Genomic DNA, 23,259 nt, shown 5'->3' with positions numbered 1-23,259 from the left:
TGCGTCCCGGGTGCTCGCGCCTGCAATCCCGTAGGCGTGTCCGGAGCCCCGGGATGTGATCGGATGACGGGGTGAGCACCCCGCCCGACAGCCCCCCGCCCGCGGCCGATCCGGAGGTATTGCGTCTGGTCGCGGTGCGTGTCGCCACCGAGGCGGCCGAACACCTGCGCGGCCTGCCGAGGCCGTGGGAGACCGGAGGGGCGGCCGGGTCGGTGGCCACCAAGAGCACCCCGACCGACGTCGTGACGGCCTCGGACACCGCGCTGGAGACGCTGATCCGCGAACGGCTCGCCGTGCTGCGTCCGGGCGACCCGATCGTGGGGGAGGAGCACGGCGGCAGCGCGGGTGTCGACCCCGAGCGCGTCGTGTGGGTCGTGGACCCGATCGACGGCACCGTCAACTTCCTCTACGGCCTGCCCTGGTACGCGATCTCGGTGGCCGCCACGCGCGGCGGCGAGTCGCTGGCGGGGGCCGTCGTGGAGCCGGACTCGGGGCGGCTGTGGAGCGCGGCCGCGGGCCTCGGGGCCACCTGCGACGGGCGGCCGCTGGCGGTGTCGGCGGCCACCGACGTGTCGCTGTCGCTGCTGGGCACCGGCTTCGCCTACGACGGGCGGCGCCGCGCCCGGCAGGCCGGCCTGGTCGCCGCGTTGCTCCCGCAGGTCCGCGACGTCCGCCGCACCGGGTCGGCCGCGCTGGACCTGTGCGCCGTCGCCGCCGGCTGGACCGACGCCTACCTGGAGCACGGCTGCAACTGGTGGGACTGGGCCGCGGCCGCACTCGTCGCGCGGGAGGCCGGCGCGGTGGTGCGGACGCCGGGCGTCGCCGGGGTGGAGGCCCCCGACGACGGTCTGGGCGCCGACGCGACCCTCGCCGCCGCCCCGGGCATCGCGGCGCGGATCGCCGCGTTGGCGCGGGACGCCGGAGCCGCGTCCGTATGAGGTCGTGCGCGCACGGGTCCTAGCAGGGCGTCGTGTCGCGCGCCTCCGCCAGCACCGCGGGGTCGACGGCCGCGGGGGCACCCGCCTCGCCGTCGTCGGCGGGGGAGGGGGCACCGAGGGTCTCCAGCACGTCGCGCACCGGGCGCGGCGGGTTGACGTCGCCGAAGCCCGTGCCGACGGAGACGTCGACGGTCTCGTCGGCCCGCTCGTCGCGCACCAGTTCCGCGCAGGGCAGCACGAGCGACAGCGTGCTGGCCGCAGCCTCGCCCGCGGGCCCGAAGCGGACCTGCCCGACGCACTCCATGTCGCCGTCGGGGAAGAACGGGTCGTTGTCCGGTGCGCCCGCGGAGTCGAAGCCCAGGTCGCCGAGCTGTGCGGCCACCAGGTTGGCCTGCCCGCGCTGCCCGCCGGCGTTGAAGACCCGGACCGAGATCGCGGCGGGCGGGGCCGGCGCGACGGCGTCGAGGGCGCCGGACTCCAGCGTCGCGCCGGGCGCGGTGCCCGCCGCGGGGGTCGGGCAGGACTGCGGGCCGCTCGGTCCGGACGCGCCGATGAGCACGACGGTCCAGGTGACGACCGCGATCACGGCGAGGACGGACACCACCGCGACGATGGGGGTCCGGCGCCTGCGCCGGAAGGGCGGCGCGGTCATCGGTCGATCCCGTGGGCCAGCACGTGCTCGCCGAGCGCGACCAGCGGGTCGACCGCGTCGTCCAGACCGTCGGCCATCGACGCGGGCACCATCCCGGCGTGCACGCGCGCCAGGATCCCGGCGAGCACGACGGCGAGCTTGAACGTGCCGAACGCGACGTACCAGGGCAGCGGGGAGAGATCGAGACCCGACCCGGCGGCGTAGGCGGCGGCGACCTCCGCGCGCGTCGGGAACCCGGGCAACCGCGTCGGGCTGGACAGGTGCTGCGCGCCGCGCCAGATGGGGGAGTCGTCGGCCTCGTGCCAGTAGACGAGCAGCAGGCCCAGGTCGGCGAGCGGGTCGCCGAGCGTGGAGAGCTCCCAGTCGAGCACCGCGCGGATCCGGCCGGGGTCGTCGGCGTCGAACAGGCAGTTGTCGATGCGGTAGTCGCCGTGGACGATCGTGTCGCGCTGGGTGGTCGGCACGGACGCGGCCAGGGTCCCGGCCAGGCCGGTGAGCGCGTCGGCGGTGCTCTGCTCGACGGCGCCGCCGGACTCGCGCGAGGCGTCCCACTGCTTGCCCCAGCGACGCACCTGCCGGGCCATGAACCCGTCGGGACGCCCGAAGTCGCCCAGGCCGACCGCCTCCGGGTCGACGGCGTGCAGGGCGACCAGCACGTCGACCAGTGCCTGACCCGCCCGGCCGCGGTCGGCCCCGGTCTCCGCCCAGCCCGCGGGCAGCTCGCCCAGCGGGACGACGCCGTCGACGAGCTCCATGACGAAGCACGGGGCGTCGACCGGCGGGCCGCCGTCGGAGGAGGCCAGGACCTGAGGCACCGGCACCGCCGTGCCCGCCAGGCCGGTGATGACGCGCCGCTCGCGCCCCATGTCGTGCGCGGTGGCCGCGACCTCCCCGACCGGCGGCCGGCGCAGCACCACCGCTCCCGCGGGGCTCGCGACGCGGTAGGTGAGGTTCGAGCGACCCCCGCCGATCGGCGACAGCGTGCAGTCCGTCCAGCGCGGGTCGCCGAGCCGCTCGGCCAACCAGGGGCCGACGGCACCGGGATCGGCTCCCGGGACGGGGCCCGGCGATTGCGCTCTGGGCGAGTCGGATCCGGGGGCGGCAGACGCGGTCACGAACGCGAACCCTAGCCCGCACGTCCGCTCGCGGCCGGGCCCGTCGCGGGGTCGGTCGCGGGGGCTTGACGCATGGGCTAGGGTTCGCGGCCGCGGGTCAGAGCTGACGGTCCCGGGCGGGTGAGACCGGCATCACTCCTGGGGCCGGGCACAAACCCTGCCGCTGTGACGTTGTCCAGCGGCACGACGACGAAGAACTGCTGTTCACAGAGGGTGGGACGATGGCAACCGACTACGACGCTCCACGGCGCAACGAGACCGACGACATGGCCGAGGACTCGCTCGACGAGCTGAAGGCCCGTCGCAACGAGGCGCAGTCGTCCGTGGTCGACGTCGACGAGACCGACACGGCCGAGAGCTTCGAACTCCCGGGCGCCGACCTGTCCGGCGAGGAGCTCACCGTCAAGGTGATCCCGAAGCAGGCCGACGAGTTCACCTGCTCCAGCTGCTTCCTGGTGCACCACCGCAGCCGCCTCGCCGAGAGCAGCCCGCAGTTCGTCTGCCGCGACTGCGCGGCCTGAGGTCTGCACGGCCTGACGCACCACGACCGCTCGACGCCCCGGACCCCGGAGGGTTCGGGGCGTCCTCGCTCACTTGCCGAGCGCGGCCACCAGCCCGTCGGCGTCGCGCACGCTGACCACCCAGTACGGGGCCGCGGACGCGGGGTCGGTGACCTGTACCCGCACCACCGGCCGCACCCACGCGCGGTGCAGCAGGTACGCGGTCGGGTCGAGGTCGGGACCCAGCGCCACCTGCTTGGCGTCGCGGTCGCGGAGCACGTCGACGTGGCCGACGTGCGCCAGTGGCAGGACGGCGTCCCCCGCCCGCAGCACGCCGCCGGACACCCGTACCCGGACGCGCCCCAGCCAGACCAGCACGGCCACCGCGACGGGGATCAGCGCGGCGTACCCGATCCAGGCCCGGACGCCCGGGTAGCCCATGTGGATCTCGGCGCCGAGCAGCACCGCCACGCCGACGGCCGGTAGGTACCACCACCACGGCACGGACAACCGCTCGTCGAACCCGGAGGTGCCGGACGTCGCAGGCTCGGCCGTCGATGGGTGCTCGTTCACGATTCCTGAGGGTAGCGTCGCCCGTCGTGTCCGGCCCCGTCGATGCTCCCCAGCAGGCGCCGTCCACCGCACCGCCCGCGGCGCAGCCCCACCGCGCCCAGGGCGGGTCGCCGGTCGACGAGCGCCCGGCCGAGGTGTGCCCGGCCCCGGTGGACGTCCGGATCGTCCGGCTCGACCCCGCGCTGCCGCTGCCCGCGTACGCCCGTCCCGGTGACGCCGGCGTCGACCTGACCTGCACCGACGACGTGCTGCTCGGCCCCGGGCGCCGCGAGCTCGTCGGCACCGGGGTCGCTGTGGCCCTGCCGCCGGGGTTCGCCGGCTTCGTGCACCCACGGTCCGGTCTGGCCGCGCGGACGGGGCTGTCGATCGTCAACGCGCCCGGCACCGTCGACGCCGGGTACCGCGGCGAGATCCGGGTCTGCCTGGTCAACCTTGGCCAGGACGAGGTGCGGCTGGCCCGCGGTGACCGGATCGCCCAGCTCGTCGTGCAGCGGGTGGAGCAGGTGCGGTTCGTCGAGGTCGACGCGCTGCCGGAGTCCGTGCGCGGGGCGGGCGGCCACGGGTCCACCGGTGGGCACGCCGTCCTCGACACGCCCGCCCCGGACGGGGGCCTCCGGTGACCGCCGACGCCCCGGGCCGGGTCGGGCGCCGCGCCACGTCGACCGGCACGTTCGGCACGGCGGCCATCCGCCGCCGGTTCGCCGCCCAGCGCGACTTCGGACCGTTCGACGCCGAGGACCTCGACGCCGCCGTCGGCTCCCCGCCCGGCCTGCTCGACTTCGGCTCCATCCGCGTGCCGGTCCCGGAGGCGGGCACCGTCACCGTCGAACCGACGGCGAACGGGCGTCTGCAGGCCGTGCACGTCGCTCTGCCCGGCGGGCGGCTCTCGGTGAGTGCGCTCGCGGCGCCGAAGTCGTCGGGGCTGTGGGCGGAGCTGGTCGCGGAGATCGACAGCTCGCTGCGCGAGGGCGGTGCGAGGGTGCGGTCGTTCCAGGGCGACTGGGGCCGTGAGCTGCACGCCCAGACCGGGGCGGCCACCTCCGTGTTCGTCGGGGTCGACGGCGCCCGCTGGATGCTCTACGGCGTCGCCACCGGGCCCGAGCGGCATGCCGTCGACCTCGACGCCGCCCTGCGGCAGATGCTCAAGGGCACGATCGTCGACCGCGGCCGCTCGCCGTTCCCGGTGCGCACCGTCCTCCCGCTGACGGTGCCCGAGGAGCTGGCCGACTCCGACGTCGTCGACGACTCGGCGGCCGGGGTACCCGGACCGCCCGCGCCGCCCGCCCGCCCGTCGCTGGTTCCGCCGGCAGCGCGCCGGCCGGCGGCCCCGGCCGGTCCCGTCCCGGTCCGGGCGCCCGCGCCGGTGGTGCCGCGGCGGATCGACGCCCCGACCGTCATCCGGCCCGTCACGGCCTTCCCGCCGGCCGCGTCGGCCCCCGCGCCCGTCCAGCCGCTGCGCCCGGCGGACCGGCGGCCGGTGCCGCCGACCGTCCCGCCGCGGGCGCCCGCCGCGGCCGCCCGCAACGAGGCCCGGACCCCGGACACCCGGATGCCCGACCACCGGACCTCCGACGCCCGGACCTCCGACGCCCGTACCCCGGACCGGTGGACGCCGGACCGCTGGACCCCGGAACCCGACCCCGGCCGGCCCGCCGGGATCGGCTCGCCCCCCGCCGATCCCACGCAGGCGCTGCCCGTCGCGCGGCACGACCGGCCGGACGAGACGCCCGTCCCGCTGTGGGCCGCACCGGCGGGGTACCCCGCCGACGGCGAGCTGGGCCCGGACCCGACCGGTGACCCCTACCCGGCCGACCTGTCCACCGCGGGCGGGCGCACCCGCGACGACGCCGCCACCGAATGGTGGCCCGCTCTCGGCGAGGTCTCCCGGCCGGACGCCCCGCGTACCGACGGCCGGTCCGGCCGCGAACCCGGACCGTGGTCGGCCGCGGACCCGTGGGCCGCCGCGGCGCCGCTGCAGGACGACCCCGACGCCGCCGTGCGCGAGGCGCCCGCGGGGGGCCGCCGCCGAGCCCGCGACGACGTCGACGACGGCCCGAGCACGGGCTACGGGGCCCCTCGGCGCCGTGCCCCCGGCGCCGGCCCAGGCGACGGCCACGACGACGACCGCACCTACGGCGCCCCCAACCACGGGCTGCCCGGTGCCGGGTACACCGCCGTCCCGGTGCACGGCGCCGGGGCCGATCCCGCCCCCACCGAGTGGTGGCCCGCGCTGCCCCCGGAGGAGCCCGGGCCCGCGCCCCGCCGCGCACGCCACGGGTCCCCCGACGCGGCCCCGCCCGCCGCCCCCGCCTTCGACGCCGTCGCGCCGGAGCCGCGGTCCGGGCGCCGCAGGCGCGCCGACGACGAACCGGCCGGCGCCGAGGCCACTCTCGACCTCGCCGCGTTGGTCCGCGACCGGCCCGGCCGCCGCCGGTCCCGCTACGAGCCGGAGCCCGGCGGTCACGGCGTCGGCGACCTCCCGTCGCCCCCGCCGCCCGGGCGGCGCACCCCGCCGGGGAGCGAGCCCCCCGCGTGGGACCGCCCGGCGTCCGCGTGGACGGCCTCCGAGCACGGCCGCGGCGGCCCCCCGGCCGTCGGCTTCGATCCGCTGTCCGATCCGCTGTCCGACTCGCAGCCGGGGTGGTCGACGATCGACCCCCACCCGTCGGAGGACCGGTACGGCTGGTCGACCACGGGGGAGCGTCCGGGCCGCCGCCGCGCCCCGGAGCCGGCCGCCGCCACCGACCCGGTGCCCGCGGTCGATCCCGCGCCCCGGCGCCGCCGCAGCGTCGACGTGCCGCCGGACCCCGACTGGGCACCGCCGTCGTCCCGCGACGGCCGTCCCCGGGACGGGTCCGCCCCGGCTCTGGCGTTCCTCGACGAGCCCGTACCCCGCCCCGGCCGCCACCACCGCCCCCGCTGATCCGCTCAGCGGGCCCCGTCCCGGTCCGGCCCGGCCTCCCGATCACGGGCGGCGGCCCACCCCCGGACGGCGGCCCGGCCGAGCACGGCGGGATCGGCGCCGAACGCGTCGAGAGTGGAGGTCACCAGCGTGGCCCGGGGGAGCAGCTCCGCCCACCGCCGTGCCTCGGCGAGCGGGTGCACGGCGTCCCCGGACAGTCCGACGACCCCGGCCGGCACGTCGAGGCCCCGTAGTTCGTCGGGTGAGGGGCCGGGTTCGGTGGCGGCGGCGTCGAGCGCGTCGGGCAGCGCGGGGCCGTGCCCGGCCCAGGCCCGCGCGAGCTCGTCGGCGAGCCACGCCGGCGCCCCGGACCGCGCCGACGCGACCGCGGCGTCCAGCCCGTCGCGGCGCATCAGGACCGCGGTGAACCGCGCGGCGAGTGCGGCGGGCGCGGCGGCCGGGTCGTCGCCCCACGCGGGCAGGACCAGCAGCAACCCCGCCACCCGGCCGGCGCCGGCCCGGGCCGCCCACCGCGCGGCCACGTGCGCCCCGAGCGACACCCCACCCACCAGCAGCGGCCCGTCTGCTCGGTCCAGGGCGCCGTCGAGGGCCGTCCGGTACCCGGCGACCACGTCCCGTCCGCGGCGCGGGACGGGTGCGTGCAGCGCCACGCCCGCGGCCCGCAGCGGAGCGGCGAACGCGGTCCGGACGAACACGTCGTCGGACCCGGAACCGGGGAGGAGGACCGCCGTCACCGGCCGACCGTCCGGCGAGCCGCCCCACCGTTCGGCGCTCGGCGCGGCGCGTGCGGCTCGATGCGCGGGATCGGCCCCGTCCGGGGGCATCGAGGCAGGTTTCCGGGGAGTTACGCTTGTAGGGTAGCGGGCCCGACGACGGGCGCCGGATGTGATGGGGGAGAGATGGGCACCACCGATGGTGGCGCGTTCAAGCGGATGCTCAAGCGTCTGACCAGCGACGTCGACACGCTCGACGCCGACGATCTCTCCTCCGACGCCGAGAAGTCCGGGGCCCAGCGCGCATCGGACTGCGTCTGCGGCGACGAGGTCGAGGTGCTCGGTAGGCTGCGCAGCGTGGAGTTCTGTCCGCAGGACGCCGCGGCGTCCCTGGAGGCGGAACTGTTCGACGGCAGCGAGGGAGTCACGTTGATCTGGCTGGGCCGGCGGCGCATCCCGGGCATCGAGCCCGGGCGCACGATGCGCGTACGGGGGCGGCTCGCCGTCCGCGACGGGCGCAAGGTGCTCTACAACCCGTACTACGAGATCTGCCAGGCCCAGTGAAGGTCGGTAGGGCGCAGTGAAGGTCGGTAAGGCGCAGTGAAGGTCGGTAGGGCGCAGTGACGGCTGGTCCGGAGAAGGAACGTCCCGCACGCGAGATGCCGACGCTGCTCGACCAGATGGGCGGCGTGTCCGGCATCGTCGCGTCCTCGGTCCCGGTGGGCGTGTTCGTCGTCGCCAACATCCTGTTCGAGCTGCAGCCTGCGATCATCGCGGCGCTCGTCGCCGGGGTGGCCGTGGCCGTGTGGCGCGTCGTCCGCAAGCAGCCGTTGCAGCCCGCGGTCTCGGGCCTGCTCGGTGTCGGCCTGGCCGCGTTCATCGCCTCCCGCACCGGTGAGGCCCGCGGGTTCTACCTGCCCGGCCTGATCACCAGCGGGGTCTTCGCGGTGGCGTTCCTGGTCTCGGTGCTGGTGCGCAGGCCGCTCGCCGGGGTGGTCTGGCACGGCATCAACGGCGACGGTCAGGGCTGGCGACGCAACCCGCTGCTGCTGCGCGCCTACACCTACGCCACGCTGCTGTGGGCGCTCGTGTTCGCCTCCCGCGTCGTCCTGCAGGGGCTGCTCTACGACGCCAACGAGGAGACCTGGCTCGGCGTCGCACGCCTGGCCATGGGCTACCCGCTCACCGGTCTGGCCCTGCTGTTCACGATCTGGGCCGTCCGCCGCGCCCACCGCAGCAGCGAGGCCCCGGCCACCTAGCCGTCCACCACGTGGTGCGGGATCGACCGCACCACGTGCGAGGCGAACTCGTAGGCCTCCGCGACGAGCGCGTGCACGTGGTCGCTGCCGACGCGGTAGAGCATTCGCCGCCCGTCGCGGCGCACCTGCACGAGTCCGGCCAGGCGCAGCCGGCCCAGGTGCTGCGACACCGACGACCGTGACGCCGCCACCTGTTCCGTCAACGTCGATACGTCCTGCTCCCCGCCGGCGAGCAGCCGGAGCAGGTGCAGCCGCGTCGGGTCGGCCAGGTGACCCAGCACCTCCGCGGCCAGCTCGGTCTCGTGCACGGTGCTGGCAGCAGCCACTCCGTTGTGCGCGCGCATGATTGCATGATGGCCCTGAGCAGGGCATCCTGGCAACCGTGAACGACACGCAGACGGGTCATGGTCATGGTCATGGTCATGGCCACGGGCACTCCCGCGCCGGGGTCCGGGCGGCGCTCGCCTCGGTGTTCCGTCCGCACAGCCACGACGCCGCCGACTCGGTCGACGCGGAGCTGGAGGCCAGCGCCGACGGCATCCGCGCCCTGAAGATCAGCCTGGTCGTGCTGCTGGTGACCGCGCTCGCGCAGGCCGTGGTGGTCGCCCTGTCCGGGTCCGTCGCCCTGCTCGCCGACACGATCCACAACTTCTCCGACGCCCTCACCGCCGTCCCGCTGTGGATCGCGTTCGTGCTGGGCCGCCGCGCCGCCACCCGCCGCTACACCTACGGCTTCGGCCGGGCCGAGGACCTCGCGGGCGTGTTCATCGTCGCGATGATCGCGCTGTCCGCGGTCGTGGCGGGCTGGGAGTCGGTCCACCGGCTGATCGAGCCCCGACCGATCGAGAACGTGGGCATCGTGGTGGCCGCGGGGGTCATCGGGTTCGCGGGCAACGAGCTCGTCGCGGTGTACCGGATCCGGGTCGGGCGGCGGATCGGGTCCGCCGCGCTCGTCGCCGACGGCCTGCACGCCCGCACCGACGGCTTCACCTCGCTCGCGGTGGTCGGCGGGGCGGTGGGCGTGCTGCTCGGGTTCCCGCTCGCCGACCCGATCGTCGGCCTGCTCATCACCGCGGCGATCCTGGTCGTCCTGCGCGGCGCCGCCCGCGACATCTACCGGCGCCTGATGGACGCGGTCGACCCCGCGCTCGTGGACACCGCGGAGGCGGCGCTGCGCGAGGTCCCCGGCGTGCTCGACGTCGAGTCGCTGCGGTTGCGCTGGATCGGGCACCGGCTGCGCGCCGAGACCGCGATCGCCGTCGACCCGACGCTGTCGGTCGTCGACGCGCACGCCCTCGCCGCCCGCGCCCAGCACCGCCTGCTGCACGACGTGCCGCGGTTGGCGGCGGCGTCGGTGCACGTCAGCCCGGCGGGGGAGCACGGAGCGGCCCACCACGCCGAGCTGGCGCACCACCTGGGGTGAGCCTCAGCTCCGCAGCGCGGCGCGGATGTCCTCCTCGACCGCTGCGGTGGCCACGAAGACCAGCTCGTCGCCCGGCTCCAGCGCGTCGTCGGCCTGCGGCACGATCACGCGTCCGCCGCGCAGGATCACGACGAGCGCAGAGTCGACGGGCAGCTTCAGCGAGCGGACCGCACGCCCGGCGAGCGGGGTGTCGGCGGGCAGCGTCACCTCGACGAGGTTGGCCTGGCCCTGGCGGAAGGTGAGCAGCCGGACGAGGTCGCCGACGGCGACGGCCTCCTCGACGAGTGCGGCGAGCAGGCGCGGGGTGGACACGGCGACGTCGACGCCCCAGTTGTCGCCGAAGAGCCACTCGTTGCGGGGGTCGTTCACCCGCGCGACCACCCGGCGCACCGCGAACTCGGTCTTCGCCAACAGCGACACCACGAGGTTGACCTTGTCGTCGCCGGTCGCGGCGATCATCACGTCGCAGCTCTCGATGTCGGCGTCTTCGAGCGTGGACAGCTCGCAGGCGTCGGCGTGCACCCACTCCGCCGCCTCGACGGTCTCGGGCGCGATGTTGGCCAGCTCGCGCTCGATGAGCATGACCTGGTGGTGGTTGTCGAGGAGCTCGAGCGCGATGGACCGCCCGACGGCGCCCGCTCCCGCGATGGCGACGCGCATGGTTCAGCCTTCCTGCGGGGGAGCGGCCGCGGCCGCGGTGACGTCGCTGACCGTGCCGGAGACCGCGGCGACGTAGACGGTGTCCTCGGCCTGCACGACGGTGTCGGGCTTGGGCAGCACGCCGGTGCCGAACCGGACGACGAACGCCACCCGGGACCCGGTGACGCGCTCCAGCTCGGAGACCGGGTGCCCGACCCAGTCCTCGTGCACGGGCAGCGGCAGGATCGCGACCGTGCCCGACGGCTCCCGCCACGCCGACGCGACGCCGTCGGGCAGGATCATCCGCAGCAGCCGGTCGGTGCTCCAGGGCACGGTCGCGACGGTCGGGATGCCGAGCCGCTCGTAGACCGCGGCGCGCTTCTCGTCGTAGATCCGCGCGACGACCCGCTCGATGCCGAAGCTCTCCCGGGCGACCCGCGCGGCGATGATGTTGGAGTTGTCTCCGCTGGAGACCGCCGCGAACGCACTCGCCCGCTCGACCCCGGCCTCCACCAGCACCTCCCGGTGGAAGCCCTCGCCGATGACCTGTCGGCCGCGGAACTCCGGGCCGAGCCTGCGGAAGGCCTGCGGGTTCCGGTCGACGACCGCCACCTCGTGGCCGAGGCGTTCCAGCCCGGCGACGAGCGACGAGCCGACCCGGCCGCACCCCATGATCACGACGTACACGGGACGCAACGTTAGCGCGCCCGCTGCTCGAACCGCGGGCCGGCGGCATAGGCTGCGCCCGTGTCCACGCTCGCCACCGCGGTGAAGCGCATCCTGGTCGGGCGACCGCAGCGAAGCGATCGACTCAGCCACCAGTTGCTGCCCAAGCGGATCGCGCTCCCCGTCTTCGCCTCCGACGCCATGTCCTCCGTCGCCTACGCGCCAGAGGAGATCTTCCTGACGCTGTCGATCGCGGGCGTCGCGTCGTACGCCTTCTCGCCCTGGATCGGGCTCGCGGTGGTGATCGTGCTGCTCACGGTGGTCACGAGCTACCGGCAGAACGTCACGGCGTACCCGTCCGGCGGCGGCGACTACGAGGTCGCCACCGTCAACCTGGGCAAGCGGGCGGGACTGACGGTCGCGAGCGCGCTGCTCGTCGACTACACCCTCACCGTCGCCGTCTCGATCTCCGCGGCCGCGGCCAACGTCGGGGCGCTGGTGCCCTACGTCGCCGAGCACAAGGTGCAGTTCGCCGTCGCCGCGATCGTCGTGCTCACCGCGGTGAACCTGCGCGGGGTGCGCGAGTCGGGTGTCGCGTTCGCGATCCCCACGTACGCGTTCATGATCGGCATCGCCACCATGATCATCTGGGGGCTGACGCGGATCCTGCTGTTCGGGGAGACGGTGCAGGCCCCGAGCGCCGGTCTGGAGCTGGTGGCCGAGGGCGACGCGCTCACCGGGCTCGCGCTCGCGCTGCTGGTGCTCCGCTCGTTCACGCAGGGCTGTGCGGCGCTCACCGGCGTCGAGGCGATCAGCAACGGCGTACCGGCGTTCCGCAAGCCGAAGTCGAGCAACGCGGCGAAGACGCTGCTGCTGCTCGGCGGCATCTCCGTCACGATGTTCATGGGCCTGATCTGGCTGGCCCAGCTCACCGGCGCGAAGATCGCGGAGAACCCGGCGGTCCAGTTCCCCGGCGCACCTCCCGGCTACGTCCAGCAGACGCTGGTGGCCCAGCTCGCCGACGCCGTGTTCGACGACTTCCGCCCCGGCTTCTTCTTCGTCGTCGTGGTCACCGCGCTGATCCTCGTGCTCGCCGCCAACACCGCCTACAACGGTTTCCCGGTGTTGGGCTCGATCCTGAGCCAGGACCGCTACCTGCCCCGCCAGCTGCACACCCGCGGCGACCGGCTGGCGTTCTCCAACGGCATCCTGGTGCTCGCCGGGGTCGCGATCCTGCTGGTCGTGGGGTTCCAGGCCGAGGTGACGCGGCTGATCGCGCTCTACACCGTCGGCGTGTTCACCTCGTTCACGCTGAGCCAGTTCGGCATGCTGCGGCACTGGAACCGGCTCCTCGCAGGGGAGACCGACCCCGCCGAGCGCAGCCGGATGCGCCGCGCGCGCGTCGTCAACGGGTTCGGTGCGGGCATGACCGGCGTCGTGCTGATCATCGTGCTGATCACCAAGTTCACCCGCGGGGCGTGGATCGCGATCGCCGCGATGGGCGTGTTCTACCTGCTGATGATGGCGATCCAGAAGCACTACGACCGCGTCTCCGCCGAGCTGGTCGCGGGCGACGGCGACGGCGTGCTGCCCTCGCGCAACCACGCGATCGTGCTGGTCTCCACGCTGCACAAGCCCACGCTGCGGGCCGTCGCCTACGCCAGGGCCACGCGCCCGGACGTGCTCGAGGCGGTCACCGTCAACGTCGACGAGGCCGACACGAAGCGCCTGATGCGCGACTGGGACAAGCGCAAGATCCCGGTGGCGCTCAAGGTCATCGAGTCGCCGTACCGGGAGATCACCAAGCCGGTCCTCGACTACGTCCGGCGGATCCGCGGCGACAACCCGCGCGACGTCGTCACCGTCTTCATCCCCGAGTACGTGGTGGGGCACTGGTGGGAGCAGATCCTGCACAACCAGAGCGCGCTGCGGCTCAAGGGGCGGCTGCTGTTCCAGCCCGGGGTGATGGTCACGAGCGTGCCGTGGCAGCTCGCGTCCTCGGAGCGGGTCACGACGCGGCGGCCGGAGACCCCGCCCGGGTCCACGCGGCGCGGGTACGAGACGCCGCCCGCCCCCCTCCCGAAGACGTCCACGACGAAGGCCCCCACGACGAAGGCCCCCACGACGAAGTCAGAGGTGCGCCGGTGACGGCCGACTGGACCGACCGGATCCTCGATCTCGACGTCGGCGCGGTCGCGCACGGCGGGCACTGCGTCGCGCGCTCGGAGGGGCGGGTCGTGTTCGTACGGCACGCGCTGCCGGGCGAGCGGGTGCGGGCCGTCGTCAGCGAGGACGGCGGCGGTGCGTTCTGTCGCGCCGACGCCGTCGCCGTGCTCGACGCGTCGCCGGACCGCGTGCCGTCCTCGTGCGTCTGGGCCCGCGCGGGCGGCTGCGGCGGCTGCGACCTGCAGCACGCCGACCCGGCGGCCCAGCGTGCGCTCAAGGGCGCCGTGCTGGCCGAGCAGCTCCAGCGCCTCGCCGGGGTCGTGCGGCCCACCGTGGTCGAGGAGCTGCCCGGCGGGCCGCTGGGCTGGCGGCACCGCGTGCGCCTCGCGGTCGACGCCGCGGGCCGTGCCGGGCTGCGCGCGCACCGCAGCCACGACGTCCTCCCGATCGCCGACTGCCCGCTCGCCCCCGCCGGCACGCTGCCGTCGGTGCTCGCGCACTCGTTCGAGCCCGGGGGAGAGGTGGAGATCGCCTCCGACGCCGACGGGCTGCTGCACGTCGACGCCCCCGGCCCGCAGGCCGGCGGCTTCCCGGAGGACGGTCCCGTCGTCCAGCGGGCCGTGGGCCGGGAGTGGCGGCTCTCGCCCGGCGTCTTCTGGCAGGTGCACCCCGCCCTGCCCGACACCCTCGCCGCGGTCGTCGCGCAGTGGGCCGACGCCCCGGCGGGCGGCGTGGCGTGGGACCTCTACGGCGGCGTCGGGCTGTTCGCGGCCGTGCTCGCGGAGCAGGTCGGTCCCGACGGCGGCGTCACCGTCGTCGAGTCCTCGCGCCAGGCCGTCGCGGACGGGCGGGCGGCGCTGGCCGACCTGCCGCAGATCGGGTGGCGGGTCGGGCGCGTCGAGCGGCTCGTGGAGACCCTCGACGGGCAGCCGGACGTCGTCGTCGCCGACCCGCCGCGCAAGGGGCTGGGCAAGGCTCTCGTCGAGGCCCTGTGCGACCGCGGGCCGCAGCGGGTGGTGCACGTGGCGTGCGACCCGGCCGCCCTGGCCCGCGACGTGTCCCTGTTCGAGGCGCGCGGGTACGCGCTCACCGAACTGCGCGCGTTCGACGCGTTCCCGATGACGCACCACTTCGAGTGCGTGGCGCTGTTCGTCCGGGTCTGAGCAGGTGATCGACCTGGCCGGATGGGCACCCGAGCCCGTCGAGACCACCGCCCGCATCGACCCGTGGCCCGGTGAGGCGTTCGCGGCCCTGCTCGACGTCGAGCCGCCCGGGCCGGAGCTCCCGCCGATGTGGCACGGGTTCCACCTGCTCGACCACCCGGCTCAGGCCGACCTCGGCGACGACGGGCACCCCGCCCACGGGCACTTCCTCCCGCCGATGCCGGACCGGCGGCGCATGTTCGCCGGCGGCCGGCTCGAGGTGCGCACGCCGCTGCGCGTCGGCGATCTCGTCACCCGGCGCTCGTCGCTGGTGTCGGTCGTGCCCAAGACCGGGCGCAGCGGGGAGATGGTGCTGGTGACGCAGCGCCACGAGTTCACCGTCGACGGGGCGCTGGTGCAGGTGGAGGAGCAGGACTTCGCCTACCGCAGCCAGCCCGCCGGCACCGCCCGCGCGCTCGCCCCGGACGCGCCGGGGGAGCTGCCCGCCGGGGGGTGGCGCCTGGACCTCGCGCCCGACGCCCCGATGCTGTTCCGCTTCAGCGCGCTGACCTACAACACCCACCGCATCCACTACGACCACCCGTACGTCACCGGGGTCGAGGGCTACCCGGGTCTCGTCGTGCACGGCCCCCTGCTCGCCCTGCTGCTGCTGGAGCTGCCCCGCCGCTTCGCCCCGTCGCGGCGGGTCACCGGCTTCTCCTACCGGCTGCGGCGGCCGGTGTTCGCCGGGACGCCGGTGGCCGCGGCCGGGTCGCCCGACGACCTCGCGGCCGGGGTGCCGGGGCGGTCACCTGCGGTCACCGGTGGGGTGACGCTCGGCTAGGACCCCGCGAGTCGGTGCGCCGAGCGTCACCGGGCACCATGGACGGGTGACGAGTACCGCCCCCGCCATCCGGAACACCGTGCCGCACGGCCCGCACACCGTCGAGCAGCGCATCGCCGACGAGCTCGGGGTCCGCCCCCACCAGGTGGCCGCGGCCGTCGGGCTCCTCGACGGCGGGGCCACGGTCCCGTTCATCGCCCGGTACCGCAAGGAGGCCACCGGAACCCTCGACGACGCGCAGCTGCGCACGCTCGAGGAGCGCCTGGGCTACCTGCGGGAGCTGGAGGACCGGCGCGCCGCCGTGCTGGAGGAGATCCGGAAGCAGGGCAAGCTCGAGCCCGAGCTGGAGGGCCGGATCCGTGCCGCGGAGTCCAAGGCGCGGCTGGAGGACGTCTACCTCCCGTTCAAGCCCAAGCGTCGCACCAAGGCGATGGCCGCGCGCGAGGCGGGCCTGGAGCCCCTGGCCGACGCCCTGCTCGGCGACCCGTCGCTGGACCCGCAGGGGACCGCGGCCGGGTACCTGAACGACACGGTCGCCGACGTCGCCGCGGCCCTGGAGGGGGCGCGGGCGATCCTCGTCGAGCGCTTCGGGGAGGACGCCGACCTCATCGGCGGCCTGCGCGAGCGGATGTGGACGCGCGGCGTGCTCGTCACGAAGGTCCAGGCGGGCAAGGAGGCCGAGGGTGCGAAGTTCTCCGACTACTTCGACTTCTCCGAGCCGTTCACGAAGCTGCCCTCCCACCGGATCCTGGCCGCGCTGCGCGGGGAGAAGGAGGAGATCCTCGACCTGTCGCTGGAGCCCGATCGCGAGCCCGCCGAGCCCGGGGTGCGCACGGACTACGAGGCCACGATCGCGAAGGCGTTCGGGATCTCCGACGAGGGCCGTCCGGCCGACAAGTGGCTCGGCGACGTCGTGCGCTGGGCCTGGCGCACCCGGATCCTGCTGCACCTGGGCATCGACATCCGCGTGCGGCTGCGGACGGTGGCCGAGGAGGGCGCGATCGGCGTCTTCGCCACCAACCTGCGAGACCTGCTGCTCGCCGCCCCGGCGGGCAGCCGCGCGACGATGGGCCTGGACCCCGGCCTGCGCACGGGGGTGAAGGTCGCCGTCGTCGACGCGACGGGCAAGGTCGTCGCCACGGACACGATCTACCCCCACGAGCCCCGCAGGGACTGGAAGGGCTCGCTCGCGACGCTGACGAGGTTGGCCGCCGCCCACGACGTCGACCTGGTGGCGATCGGCAACGGCACCGCATCGCGCGAGACCGACCAGCTCGCGCGCGAGCTCGCCGCCACCAACCCCGCACTCAAACTGACGCCGGTGATGGTGAGCGAGGCCGGGGCGTCGGTGTACTCGGCCTCCGCGTTCGCCTCGGCGGAGCTGCCCGACCTCGACGTCTCGATCCGCGGCGCCGTCTCGATCGCGCGGCGCCTGCAGGACCCGCTCGCCGAGCTGGTGAAGATCGACCCCAAGTCGATCGGCGTGGGCCAGTACCAGCACGACCTCGCGGAGTCGGCGCTGTCACGCTCGCTCGACGCGGTCGTCGAGGACTGCGTGAACGCGGTCGGCGTCGACGTCAACACCGCGTCGGTGCCACTGTTGCGCCGCGTCTCGGGGATCACCGAGGGCCTGGCCACCCAGATCGTGCTGCACCGCGACACGCACGGCCCCTTCCGCACCCGCACCGCGCTGGCCGACGTGCCGCGGCTGGGCCCGAAGGCCTTCGAGCAGTGCGCGGGCTTCCTGCGCATCCGCGGCGGCGACGACCCGATCGACATGTCCGGCGTGCACCCCGAGGCGTACCCGGTGGTGCGCCGGATCGTGGAGACTGCGAAGGTCGACGTCTCCACGCTGATCGGCAACGCGTCGAAGATCAAGACGTTGCGCGCCAAGGACTTCGTCGACGAGACGTTCGGTCTGCCGACGGTCTCCGACATCCTCGGCGAGCTGGAGAAGCCCGGCCGCGACCCTCGCCCGGCGTTCCGCACGGCCACGTTCGCCGACGGCGTCCACAAGATCTCGGACCTGCGGCCGGGGATGCTGCTGGAGGGCCAGGTCACCAACGTGGCGGCGTTCGGGGCGTTCGTCGACGTGGGCGTGCACCAGGACGGCCTGGTGCACGTGTCGGCGATGTCGAAGGACTTCGTGTCCGACCCGCGCGAGGTCGTCAAGAACGGCGACGTGGTGCGCGTCAAGGTGATGGAGGTCGACGAGGCGCGCAAGCGCATCTCGCTGACCCTGCGCCTCGACGACGAGGTCGGGGCCGACGGGAAGCCGGTGTCGCAGCGCGAGCGCCGCTCCGGCGGCGGGCGGCCCGAGGGTGACCGCCCCGGCGGCGGCCCGCGTGGCGCCGGCCCCCGTCAGGGAGCCGGCCAGGGCGGTGGCGGCAAGCGCTCCGACCCCAAGCGCTCCGACCCCAGGCGCGGCGACCCCAGGCGCGGCGACGGCAAGCGCATCGACGCCGGCCGCGGTGGCCAGGGCGGCGGCGGCCGCGGAGCAGGATCGGGCGGGTCCCGCGGCGGCTCCAGCAGCAGTCCCGGCGGCGGCGGGCTCGGCAACAGCGCGATGGCCGACGCCCTGCGCCGGGCCGGCCTGGCCGACGGCGGCAAGAAGTAGCGGCCGGGGCTCAGCTCGCCAGCACCGCCACCACCGCGTCGACGTCGGAGAGGTCGACGAGCACGTGGTGAGCGCCCGCGTGCATCAGCTCCTCGGCGGTGGCCGGGCCGGTGGTGACGCCGACGGCCACGACGCCGGCCCCGAGCGCGGCGGCGACGTCGTGCACGGTGTCGCCCACGACGAGCACGTCGGCGTCGGCGAACGGGCCGTGGGCCGCCTCCGCGCGCTCCCGGCTGCGGCGCACCAGCTCGGTGCGCACGGGGTGGTCGTCGCCGTAGCCGCCGATGGCGGTCTCCAGCCAGCCGTCGAGACCGAACGCGGCCACCTTGCCGATGCCGACGGGGGCGATGTTGCCGGTCACCAGCGTCTGTACGACGTCGGGCCGCCCGGCCAGCGCGGCGAGCACCTCGGCGGCACCGGGCAGGAGCCTGCCCTCGACGGCCATCCGCGCGGAGCGTCCGGCGAACTCCTCGGCGTAGCGGGCGAAGAACGGTTGCAGGTGCGGGCCGGCGTCGTCGATGCCGTGCTGGGCGAACAGCTCCGGGGTGATCGACAGGTCGGTGCGGCCCGCGGCCACGAGCGCGCCGCGCCACGGGATACCGGTGACGGCGGTGAACGCCGCCGCGTACGCCTCGACGCCCACGCCGCCGCCGACGAGCAGCGTGCGGTCGACGTCCCACTGGATCAGCCTCATGCGCTGATCCTGCGCGATCAGGCGGCGACGACCTGCGCCGCCCCGAGCAGGCGGTCGGTGAGCCGCGCGAGCACGGCCTCGTCGACGCCGTGCGCGGCGAGCCAGCCCGCGGCACCGCCGTCGTAGGCCTCGACCTCGTCGAGCACCGCCTCCAGCGCCGCGGCCTGCACGCCCATCAGTGCGCGGTTGCGCGGCTCGTGGATCCCGGCGGCGCGCAGCGTGGCCCACAGCTGCGGGAGGTTGGCCTCGGTCCGCAGGTAGTCGTCCATGACGTCGGCGCGGCGGACGCCCACCGCCCGCAGCAGCACCGCGACGACGACGCCGGTGCGGTCCTTGCCCGCGGTGCAGTGCACCAGCACCGGGCCGGGGGAGCCGGCGACGACCCCGGCGATGTGCGCGATGGAGCCGGCGGCGTCGCGGGCGAGGAGCCGGTACGCCTCGGCCAGGTCGTGACCGGTGGGCTGCTCGGCGGCCAGCGCCGGTGCGAGGTCGGCGCCCATCGGGACGGAGTGCACCGTGGTGCCGGGGCGGTCGAGGCGGTGCGGTGCGGGGTCCTCACCCGGGACGCGCAGGTCGATGACGTCGGCGGGCGGCCAGATCGCGACCGTGGCCGACGCGGCGGTGCCCGACAGCGGCAGCTCGCTGCGGTAGAGCACACCCCGGCGCACGATCCGGCCGTCGTCGGTGCGCAGGCCGCGCAGGTCACGCAGGTTGGCGGGAGCGGGGGAGATCGTCACGTCGACCAGGGTCCCCGCGCGAGGTGAACGGCGAGCCACATCGTGACCCACGACCCATGTGACGTCAGCGGTTGCGCGGGTGGTCCCGGGCCGTGCGCTCGTTGCCCCGCTTGTAGTCGCCGGTGACACGGGCCATCAGCTGCTGCGGGTCACCCGACTCGACCTCGACGAGGAACTGCGCGGCGGCGGCCCCGCGCAGCGTCGTGGCGGGCCGGCCGCGGTGGCTGATGCGCACCTCGTCACCGTGCTGCGCGTAGTCGAAGCCGTCGGGGGAGTGCGCCACGGGGCCCATGATCGCACCCCGATGGTGACGTGAGCGGTGTCACCTGGGAGTATTACCGGTCGATGGTGCGTTGAAGGCCATCAGAGACCGCAACGGCCAGGCAGATTTCGTGCAGAGGGCCCGCGGGCTCGCCCGCGGGTACGCCGACGTGTGCCCGCCGACTGCGACGGAAGACTTCATTTGTCTCAGCACGACTCCGACCTGACCACCTTCGCCGAACTCCCCCTGCGCGCCGAGCTCCTCTCGGTCGTCGAGGAGCTGGGCTACACCAGCCCGAGCCCGATCCAGGCCCAGGCCATCACCCCTCTGGTGGAGGGCCGCGACCTGCTCGGCCAGGCCGCCACCGGCACCGGCAAGACGGCGGCGTTCGCGCTGCCGATGCTGGAGCGCCTCACCGACCTGCGCCCCGCCCGCGACCGCGGCGCGGCGCCGTTCGGCCTGATCCTGGCGCCGACCCGCGAGCTCGCGCTGCAGGTGTCCGAGGCGGTCACCCGCTACGGCTCGCACCTGCGCACCCGCGTGCTCACCGTCTACGGCGGTGCGCCGGTCGGGCCGCAGCTCAAGGCGTTGCACCAGGGCGTCGACGTCGTGGTGGCCACGCCGGGCCGCGCGATCGACCTGATGAACCGCGGCGCGCTCAAGCTCCAGGACCTGGAGATGGTCGTCCTCGACGAGGCCGACGAGATGCTCGACATGGGCTTCGTCGAGGAGATCGAGACGCTGCTCGACGCCACCCCGGACACCCGGCAGGTCGTGCTGTTCAGCGCCACCATGCCGCGCCGCATCGAGACCCTCGCGCAGAAGTACCTGCGCGAGCCGGTCACCGTGCGGATCGCCCGCGAGGAGGCCGTCGAGGGCGAGGCGCCGCAGGTCCGCCAGACCGCGTACCTGGTGCCCCGCACCCACACCACCGCCGCGCTCGGGCGCGTCCTGGAGGCCGAGCGGCCGAAGGCGGCCATCGTCTTCTGCCGCACCCGCCTCGACGTCGACGCCGTCACCGAGACGCTCACCGGCCGCGGCCTGCGCGCCGAGGCGCTGCACGGCGGCATGGACCAGGAGCACCGCACCCGGGTGGTCGAGCGGCTGCGCAGCGGGCGCACCGAGCTGCTCGTCGCCACCGACGTCGCGGCCCGCGGCCTCGACATCGACCTGCTCACCCACGTCGTCAACCACGACGTGCCGCAGAGCTCCGAGGCCTACGTCCACCGCATCGGGCGCGTCGGCCGGGCCGGGCGCGAAGGCGTGGCGATCACGCTCGCGCCGCCGTCGAAGGTGTACGCGCTGCGCAACGTGGAGCGGCTCACCGGCCAGACCATCGAGATGGCGCCGGTGCCCACCGCCGCCGACCTGCGCGCCGCCCGCCTCGAGCGCACCCGTGAGGCGCTGCGCGCCGAGCTGGAGACCGGCACGCCCGACGCAGGAGACGGCGTCGACGCGATGATCGCCTCCCTGGCCGAGGACTTCGACCCCGCCGACGTCGCCGCCGCGGCGATCCGGCTGATGACCTCCGCCGCGGGCTCGCCCGACGACGGCGAGGACATCCCCGTCGTCAGCGCCCCGCGCTCGGGTTCGCGCGACGCGCGCGGCCCCCGCGACACGCGTGGTCGCGGCGGAGCGGCCGCGGGCACCCGCGCGCCGAAGGCCGGCACCACGCGGCTGTTCGTCAACGCGGGCCGCGCCAGCGGCGTGCGCCCGCAGGACATCGTGGGTGCGCTGGCCAACGAGTCCAACCTGACGGGCCGCGACATCGGCGCCATCCAGATCCACGAGCGCCACGCGCTCGTCGAGATCCCGGAGCACGCCGCCGACGACGTCCTGCGCAGCCTGCGCGGCACCACGACGCTCAAGGGTCGCCGGGCCAACGTCCGGCGAGACCGCGGGTTCGCGGGCGCCGGAGCGGGCCAGAGGGACTAGTCGCGTTAGGACGAACGGTCTAGCGCCGCTCTGCTAGTTTCGCCCGATGCGCGGGCGGACGGCGGTGGCGGCGCTGGCCGCGTTCACGGTCATGGCCGGGTGTTCGGCCGTCGTGCCCGGCACCGGGGCGCCGGCCCGCGACGTGCCCGTCGCCGACGTCGGTTTCGGCGACGCCGAGCGGGTCCTCGCCGAACAGATGGCGATCTTCCGCTCGTGGGACGTGTGCGCGATGCACGACGTGGCCGCGGCGGAGCGCGAGACCGCGGCCGTCGCCTTCGCGGTGCGTCCGGTGCGGGGGTACGACGGATGCGAGATCGCCTTGGAGGCCGCCGCGGACGGCGCGCTGTCCTACGTGACGATCGAGGTCACGGAGGTCGTGCGGGGGTCCGGTGCGCCCCGCGAGGTCGACGCGCGCACGTTCGCGCCCGTGGCCGCGGCCCCGCAGGCGCAGGGGCGGTCCGAGTGCGGGTACGTCCGGGAGGTCGCGCTCGGCTGGGGCGTCGTCGTGCGCGGGGAGGTCGCCGGTGACCCGGGCGCCTCGTGCGCACTGGCCGGTGACTACCTCGCCGACGTCCTGCCCCGCATCGACGACCCGCCGCGGCGGGCGGCCGCGGGCACCGACCCGGCGTTCGCGCTGGACGAGCAGGACCCCTGCGCGGTGCTCGCCGCACTGGCCCCCGATGCGGCGGACGTGACCGTCGACGGCCCGCGCGCCTGTTCCGCCCCGGGTCTGCGGGTGGCGTTCGGGCTGTCCCAGGTCGAGGCCGACGTCGAGGGTTCCGCTGTGCTGCTGCCCGGCGGCCGCGTCGAGGTCGTCGACGACGCACCGGACGGGTGCACGGTGACGCGGCAGGCGAGCGACACGACGTTGCTCGCCCCGTCGCTGCCCTACCTGTTCCGCGAGACGCTCGCCGTCACCACGGCCGACTGCGCCGCAGCCCGTGCCGACCTGGACGCGGTCGGGCTCCCGGGTCCGGTCGCCGCGGCGCCGGGGGCGTTCGCGTTGGGGTCGCTGGAGGACTTCCCGACCGCCGACGACGTGGGCGCGCCCTTCGACCCGTGCGCGACGGTCGGCTGGTCGGCGTTCCCGGCCGCGGTGCGCCCGCCGGGGATCGACCCGCGCCCGTTCCCGTCGCCGGTCGACACCGACACGCTCTACCGCGTGGGCTGCGACTATTCCTCCGACGCGCTCGCGTCGATCCTGAGCTGGGGACCGGCCGCAGGCGCGTACTCGACCGACCCGGCCGCACGCCCGGGTGTCGCCACGCAGTTCGGCGGCCGCCCCGGCCTGGAGCACCGGGCCGCCCCGGCGTCGGGCGAGGCCCCGCTGTGCCTGTCGACCATGCAGCTCGGCAACGGGATCGCCGGCGTCGTCACCCTGGCCCGCGACACCACGGAGGACCTGTGCGCGGTCAACCGTGCGGTGCTGGAGGCGCTCGCGCCGCTCGTGCCCTGACTTGT

Annotated in this window: 23 protein-coding genes; 13 read left to right on the top strand and 10 right to left on the bottom strand. The window is 75.4% G+C overall.

Translation table 11 applies throughout. The features are described 5' to 3' along the window. The first annotated feature begins 71 nt into the window (after positions 1-71). Positions 72-938, top strand: a complete 867-nt coding sequence (locus I4I81_RS10225; RefSeq protein ID WP_226363864.1) for an inositol monophosphatase family protein — start codon at positions 72-74, stop codon at positions 936-938. Positions 939-957: 19 nt separating this feature from the next. Here the strand turns inward: I4I81_RS10225 and cei are convergent, their stop codons facing one another. Beyond that, positions 958-1,590 carry an envelope integrity protein Cei gene (cei, locus tag I4I81_RS10220; protein ID WP_218605630.1) on the bottom strand — a complete coding sequence of 211 codons (633 nt, stop codon included), beginning with the start codon at positions 1,588-1,590 and terminating at the stop codon, positions 958-960. Next, positions 1,587-2,612 carry a phosphotransferase family protein gene (locus I4I81_RS10215; RefSeq protein WP_225924532.1) on the bottom strand — a complete coding sequence of 342 codons (1,026 nt, stop codon included), beginning with the start codon at positions 2,610-2,612 and terminating at the stop codon, positions 1,587-1,589. Before I4I81_RS10215 ends, cei begins: the two co-directional genes overlap by 4 nt. A gap of 314 nt (positions 2,613-2,926) precedes the next feature. Here I4I81_RS10215 and I4I81_RS10210 point away from each other — a divergent pair, with 314 nt between their 5' ends. Continuing rightward, positions 2,927-3,226 carry a DUF4193 domain-containing protein gene (locus I4I81_RS10210; RefSeq protein WP_172164589.1) on the top strand — a complete coding sequence of 100 codons (300 nt, stop codon included), beginning with the start codon at positions 2,927-2,929 and terminating at the stop codon, positions 3,224-3,226. A gap of 69 nt (positions 3,227-3,295) precedes the next feature. Here I4I81_RS10210 and I4I81_RS10205 read toward each other — a convergent pair whose 3' ends face one another. Next, the gene (locus I4I81_RS10205) at positions 3,296-3,778 is read right to left on the bottom strand and encodes a DUF3093 domain-containing protein (RefSeq protein WP_218605632.1); all 483 of its coding nucleotides are present in this window, start codon (positions 3,776-3,778) and stop codon (positions 3,296-3,298) included. Positions 3,779-3,912: 134 nt separating this feature from the next. Here I4I81_RS10205 and dut point away from each other — a divergent pair, with 134 nt between their 5' ends. Together dut and I4I81_RS10195 are read left to right on the top strand one after the other, a co-directional pair. Further along, positions 3,913-4,398 carry a dUTP diphosphatase gene (dut, locus tag I4I81_RS10200; RefSeq protein WP_372453684.1) on the top strand — a complete coding sequence of 162 codons (486 nt, stop codon included), beginning with the start codon at positions 3,913-3,915 and terminating at the stop codon, positions 4,396-4,398. Beyond that, positions 4,395-6,701 (top strand): DUF3710 domain-containing protein, encoded by a 2,307-nt coding sequence (locus tag I4I81_RS10195; protein WP_218616002.1) that lies wholly within the window; start codon positions 4,395-4,397, stop codon positions 6,699-6,701. The genes dut and I4I81_RS10195 overlap by 4 nt, the downstream gene beginning before the upstream one ends. 5 nt (positions 6,702-6,706) lie before the next feature. Here I4I81_RS10195 and I4I81_RS10190 read toward each other — a convergent pair whose 3' ends face one another. Then, a complete protein-coding gene (locus I4I81_RS10190) occupies positions 6,707-7,435 on the bottom strand; it encodes an alpha/beta hydrolase (RefSeq protein ID WP_218616001.1) in 729 nt (242 codons plus the stop codon). Positions 7,436-7,600: 165 nt separating this feature from the next. Between I4I81_RS10190 and I4I81_RS10185 the strand changes: the two genes are divergently transcribed. Next, the gene (locus tag I4I81_RS10185; protein WP_218605319.1) at positions 7,601-7,978 is read left to right on the top strand and encodes an OB-fold nucleic acid binding domain-containing protein; all 378 of its coding nucleotides are present in this window, start codon (positions 7,601-7,603) and stop codon (positions 7,976-7,978) included. Between the two features lie 56 nt (positions 7,979-8,034). Continuing rightward, positions 8,035-8,673 carry a DUF3159 domain-containing protein gene (locus I4I81_RS10180; protein WP_226363863.1) on the top strand — a complete coding sequence of 213 codons (639 nt, stop codon included), beginning with the start codon at positions 8,035-8,037 and terminating at the stop codon, positions 8,671-8,673. On the opposite strand, the gene I4I81_RS10175 is transcribed toward I4I81_RS10180, so the two are convergent. After that, entirely contained in the window at positions 8,670-9,017 is a 348-nt protein-coding gene (locus tag I4I81_RS10175; protein ID WP_218605320.1) for an ArsR/SmtB family transcription factor, read from the bottom strand. The two genes, I4I81_RS10180 and I4I81_RS10175, sit on opposite strands and share 4 nt — an antisense overlap. A 38-nt stretch (positions 9,018-9,055) precedes the next feature. Between I4I81_RS10175 and I4I81_RS10170 the strand changes: the two genes are divergently transcribed. Further along, positions 9,056-10,096: a cation diffusion facilitator family transporter gene (locus I4I81_RS10170; protein WP_218605321.1), complete on the top strand. Its 1,041-nt coding sequence runs from the start codon at positions 9,056-9,058 to the stop codon at positions 10,094-10,096. Positions 10,097-10,099: 3 nt separating this feature from the next. On the opposite strand, the gene I4I81_RS10165 is transcribed toward I4I81_RS10170, so the two are convergent. Together I4I81_RS10165 and I4I81_RS10160 are read right to left on the bottom strand one after the other, a co-directional pair. Continuing rightward, complete coding sequence (locus tag I4I81_RS10165; RefSeq protein ID WP_218605322.1) at positions 10,100-10,756, bottom strand: potassium channel family protein; 657 nt, start codon at positions 10,754-10,756, stop codon at positions 10,100-10,102. A gap of 3 nt (positions 10,757-10,759) precedes the next feature. Further along, positions 10,760-11,422, bottom strand: coding sequence for a potassium channel family protein (locus I4I81_RS10160; protein ID WP_218605323.1), 663 nt, complete (start codon positions 11,420-11,422; stop codon positions 10,760-10,762). A gap of 60 nt (positions 11,423-11,482) precedes the next feature. Here I4I81_RS10160 and I4I81_RS10155 point away from each other — a divergent pair, with 60 nt between their 5' ends. From I4I81_RS10155 to I4I81_RS10140, 4 genes are read left to right on the top strand one after another with little or no spacing between them, the layout of a single operon-like run. After that, a complete protein-coding gene (locus I4I81_RS10155) occupies positions 11,483-13,549 on the top strand; it encodes an APC family permease (protein WP_218616000.1) in 2,067 nt (688 codons plus the stop codon). Next, a complete protein-coding gene (locus I4I81_RS10150) occupies positions 13,546-14,730 on the top strand; it encodes a class I SAM-dependent RNA methyltransferase (protein ID WP_218602695.1) in 1,185 nt (394 codons plus the stop codon). The genes I4I81_RS10155 and I4I81_RS10150 overlap by 4 nt, the downstream gene beginning before the upstream one ends. Before the next feature lie 4 nt (positions 14,731-14,734). Further along, on the top strand, positions 14,735-15,553 hold the full coding sequence (locus tag I4I81_RS10145) for an HTD2 family dehydratase (RefSeq protein ID WP_218602692.1): 819 nt from the start codon (positions 14,735-14,737) through the stop codon (positions 15,551-15,553). 46 nt (positions 15,554-15,599) lie between these two features. Beyond that, on the top strand, positions 15,600-18,170 hold the full coding sequence (locus tag I4I81_RS10140) for a Tex family protein (RefSeq protein ID WP_218602691.1): 2,571 nt from the start codon (positions 15,600-15,602) through the stop codon (positions 18,168-18,170). Between the two features lie 10 nt (positions 18,171-18,180). On the opposite strand, the gene I4I81_RS10135 is transcribed toward I4I81_RS10140, so the two are convergent. The 3 genes from I4I81_RS10135 to I4I81_RS10125 form a co-directional block, all read right to left on the bottom strand. Then, positions 18,181-18,864 carry an HAD family hydrolase gene (locus tag I4I81_RS10135; protein ID WP_218602690.1) on the bottom strand — a complete coding sequence of 228 codons (684 nt, stop codon included), beginning with the start codon at positions 18,862-18,864 and terminating at the stop codon, positions 18,181-18,183. Between the two features lie 17 nt (positions 18,865-18,881). Continuing rightward, entirely contained in the window at positions 18,882-19,601 is a 720-nt protein-coding gene (locus I4I81_RS10130) for a tyrosine-protein phosphatase (RefSeq protein WP_226363861.1), read from the bottom strand. A 64-nt stretch (positions 19,602-19,665) separates the two neighbouring features. Further along, the gene (locus I4I81_RS10125) at positions 19,666-19,893 is read right to left on the bottom strand and encodes a hypothetical protein (protein ID WP_218602689.1); all 228 of its coding nucleotides are present in this window, start codon (positions 19,891-19,893) and stop codon (positions 19,666-19,668) included. Between the two features lie 171 nt (positions 19,894-20,064). Between I4I81_RS10125 and I4I81_RS10120 the strand changes: the two genes are divergently transcribed. Both I4I81_RS10120 and I4I81_RS10115 read left to right on the top strand, forming a co-directional pair. Further along, complete coding sequence (locus I4I81_RS10120; protein ID WP_225924531.1) at positions 20,065-21,798, top strand: DEAD/DEAH box helicase; 1,734 nt, start codon at positions 20,065-20,067, stop codon at positions 21,796-21,798. 46 nt (positions 21,799-21,844) lie between these two features. After that, positions 21,845-23,254 carry a hypothetical protein gene (locus tag I4I81_RS10115; protein ID WP_218602687.1) on the top strand — a complete coding sequence of 470 codons (1,410 nt, stop codon included), beginning with the start codon at positions 21,845-21,847 and terminating at the stop codon, positions 23,252-23,254. Positions 23,255-23,259: the final 5 nt, after the last annotated feature.

It is taken from the genome of Pseudonocardia abyssalis (assembly GCF_019263705.2).
In the GTDB taxonomy this organism is placed as follows: Bacteria; Actinomycetota; Actinomycetes; order Mycobacteriales; family Pseudonocardiaceae; genus Pseudonocardia; species Pseudonocardia abyssalis.
Note: the sequence above shows the minus strand (reverse complement) of the source record. Positions and strands in the feature narration are given on the sequence as shown.

What these genes read in the sequence shown, in the direction of transcription:
- I4I81_RS10210 (WP_172164589.1), top strand. Translation starts at nt 2,927, where the DNA reads ATGGCAACCGACTACGACGCTCCACGGCGCAACGAGACCGACGACATG.
- I4I81_RS10125 (WP_218602689.1), bottom strand. Translation starts at nt 19,893, where the DNA reads ATGGGCCCCGTGGCGCACTCCCCCGACGGCTTCGACTACGCGCAGCAC.
- cei (WP_218605630.1), bottom strand. Translation starts at nt 1,590, where the DNA reads ATGACCGCGCCGCCCTTCCGGCGCAGGCGCCGGACCCCCATCGTCGCG.
- I4I81_RS10185 (WP_218605319.1), top strand. Translation starts at nt 7,601, where the DNA reads ATGGGCACCACCGATGGTGGCGCGTTCAAGCGGATGCTCAAGCGTCTG.
- I4I81_RS10115 (WP_218602687.1), top strand. Translation starts at nt 21,845, where the DNA reads ATGCGCGGGCGGACGGCGGTGGCGGCGCTGGCCGCGTTCACGGTCATG.
- I4I81_RS10165 (WP_218605322.1), bottom strand. Translation starts at nt 10,756, where the DNA reads ATGCGCGTCGCCATCGCGGGAGCGGGCGCCGTCGGGCGGTCCATCGCG.
- I4I81_RS10135 (WP_218602690.1), bottom strand. Translation starts at nt 18,864, where the DNA reads ATGAGGCTGATCCAGTGGGACGTCGACCGCACGCTGCTCGTCGGCGGC.
- I4I81_RS10175 (WP_218605320.1), bottom strand. Translation starts at nt 9,017, where the DNA reads ATGCGCGCGCACAACGGAGTGGCTGCTGCCAGCACCGTGCACGAGACC.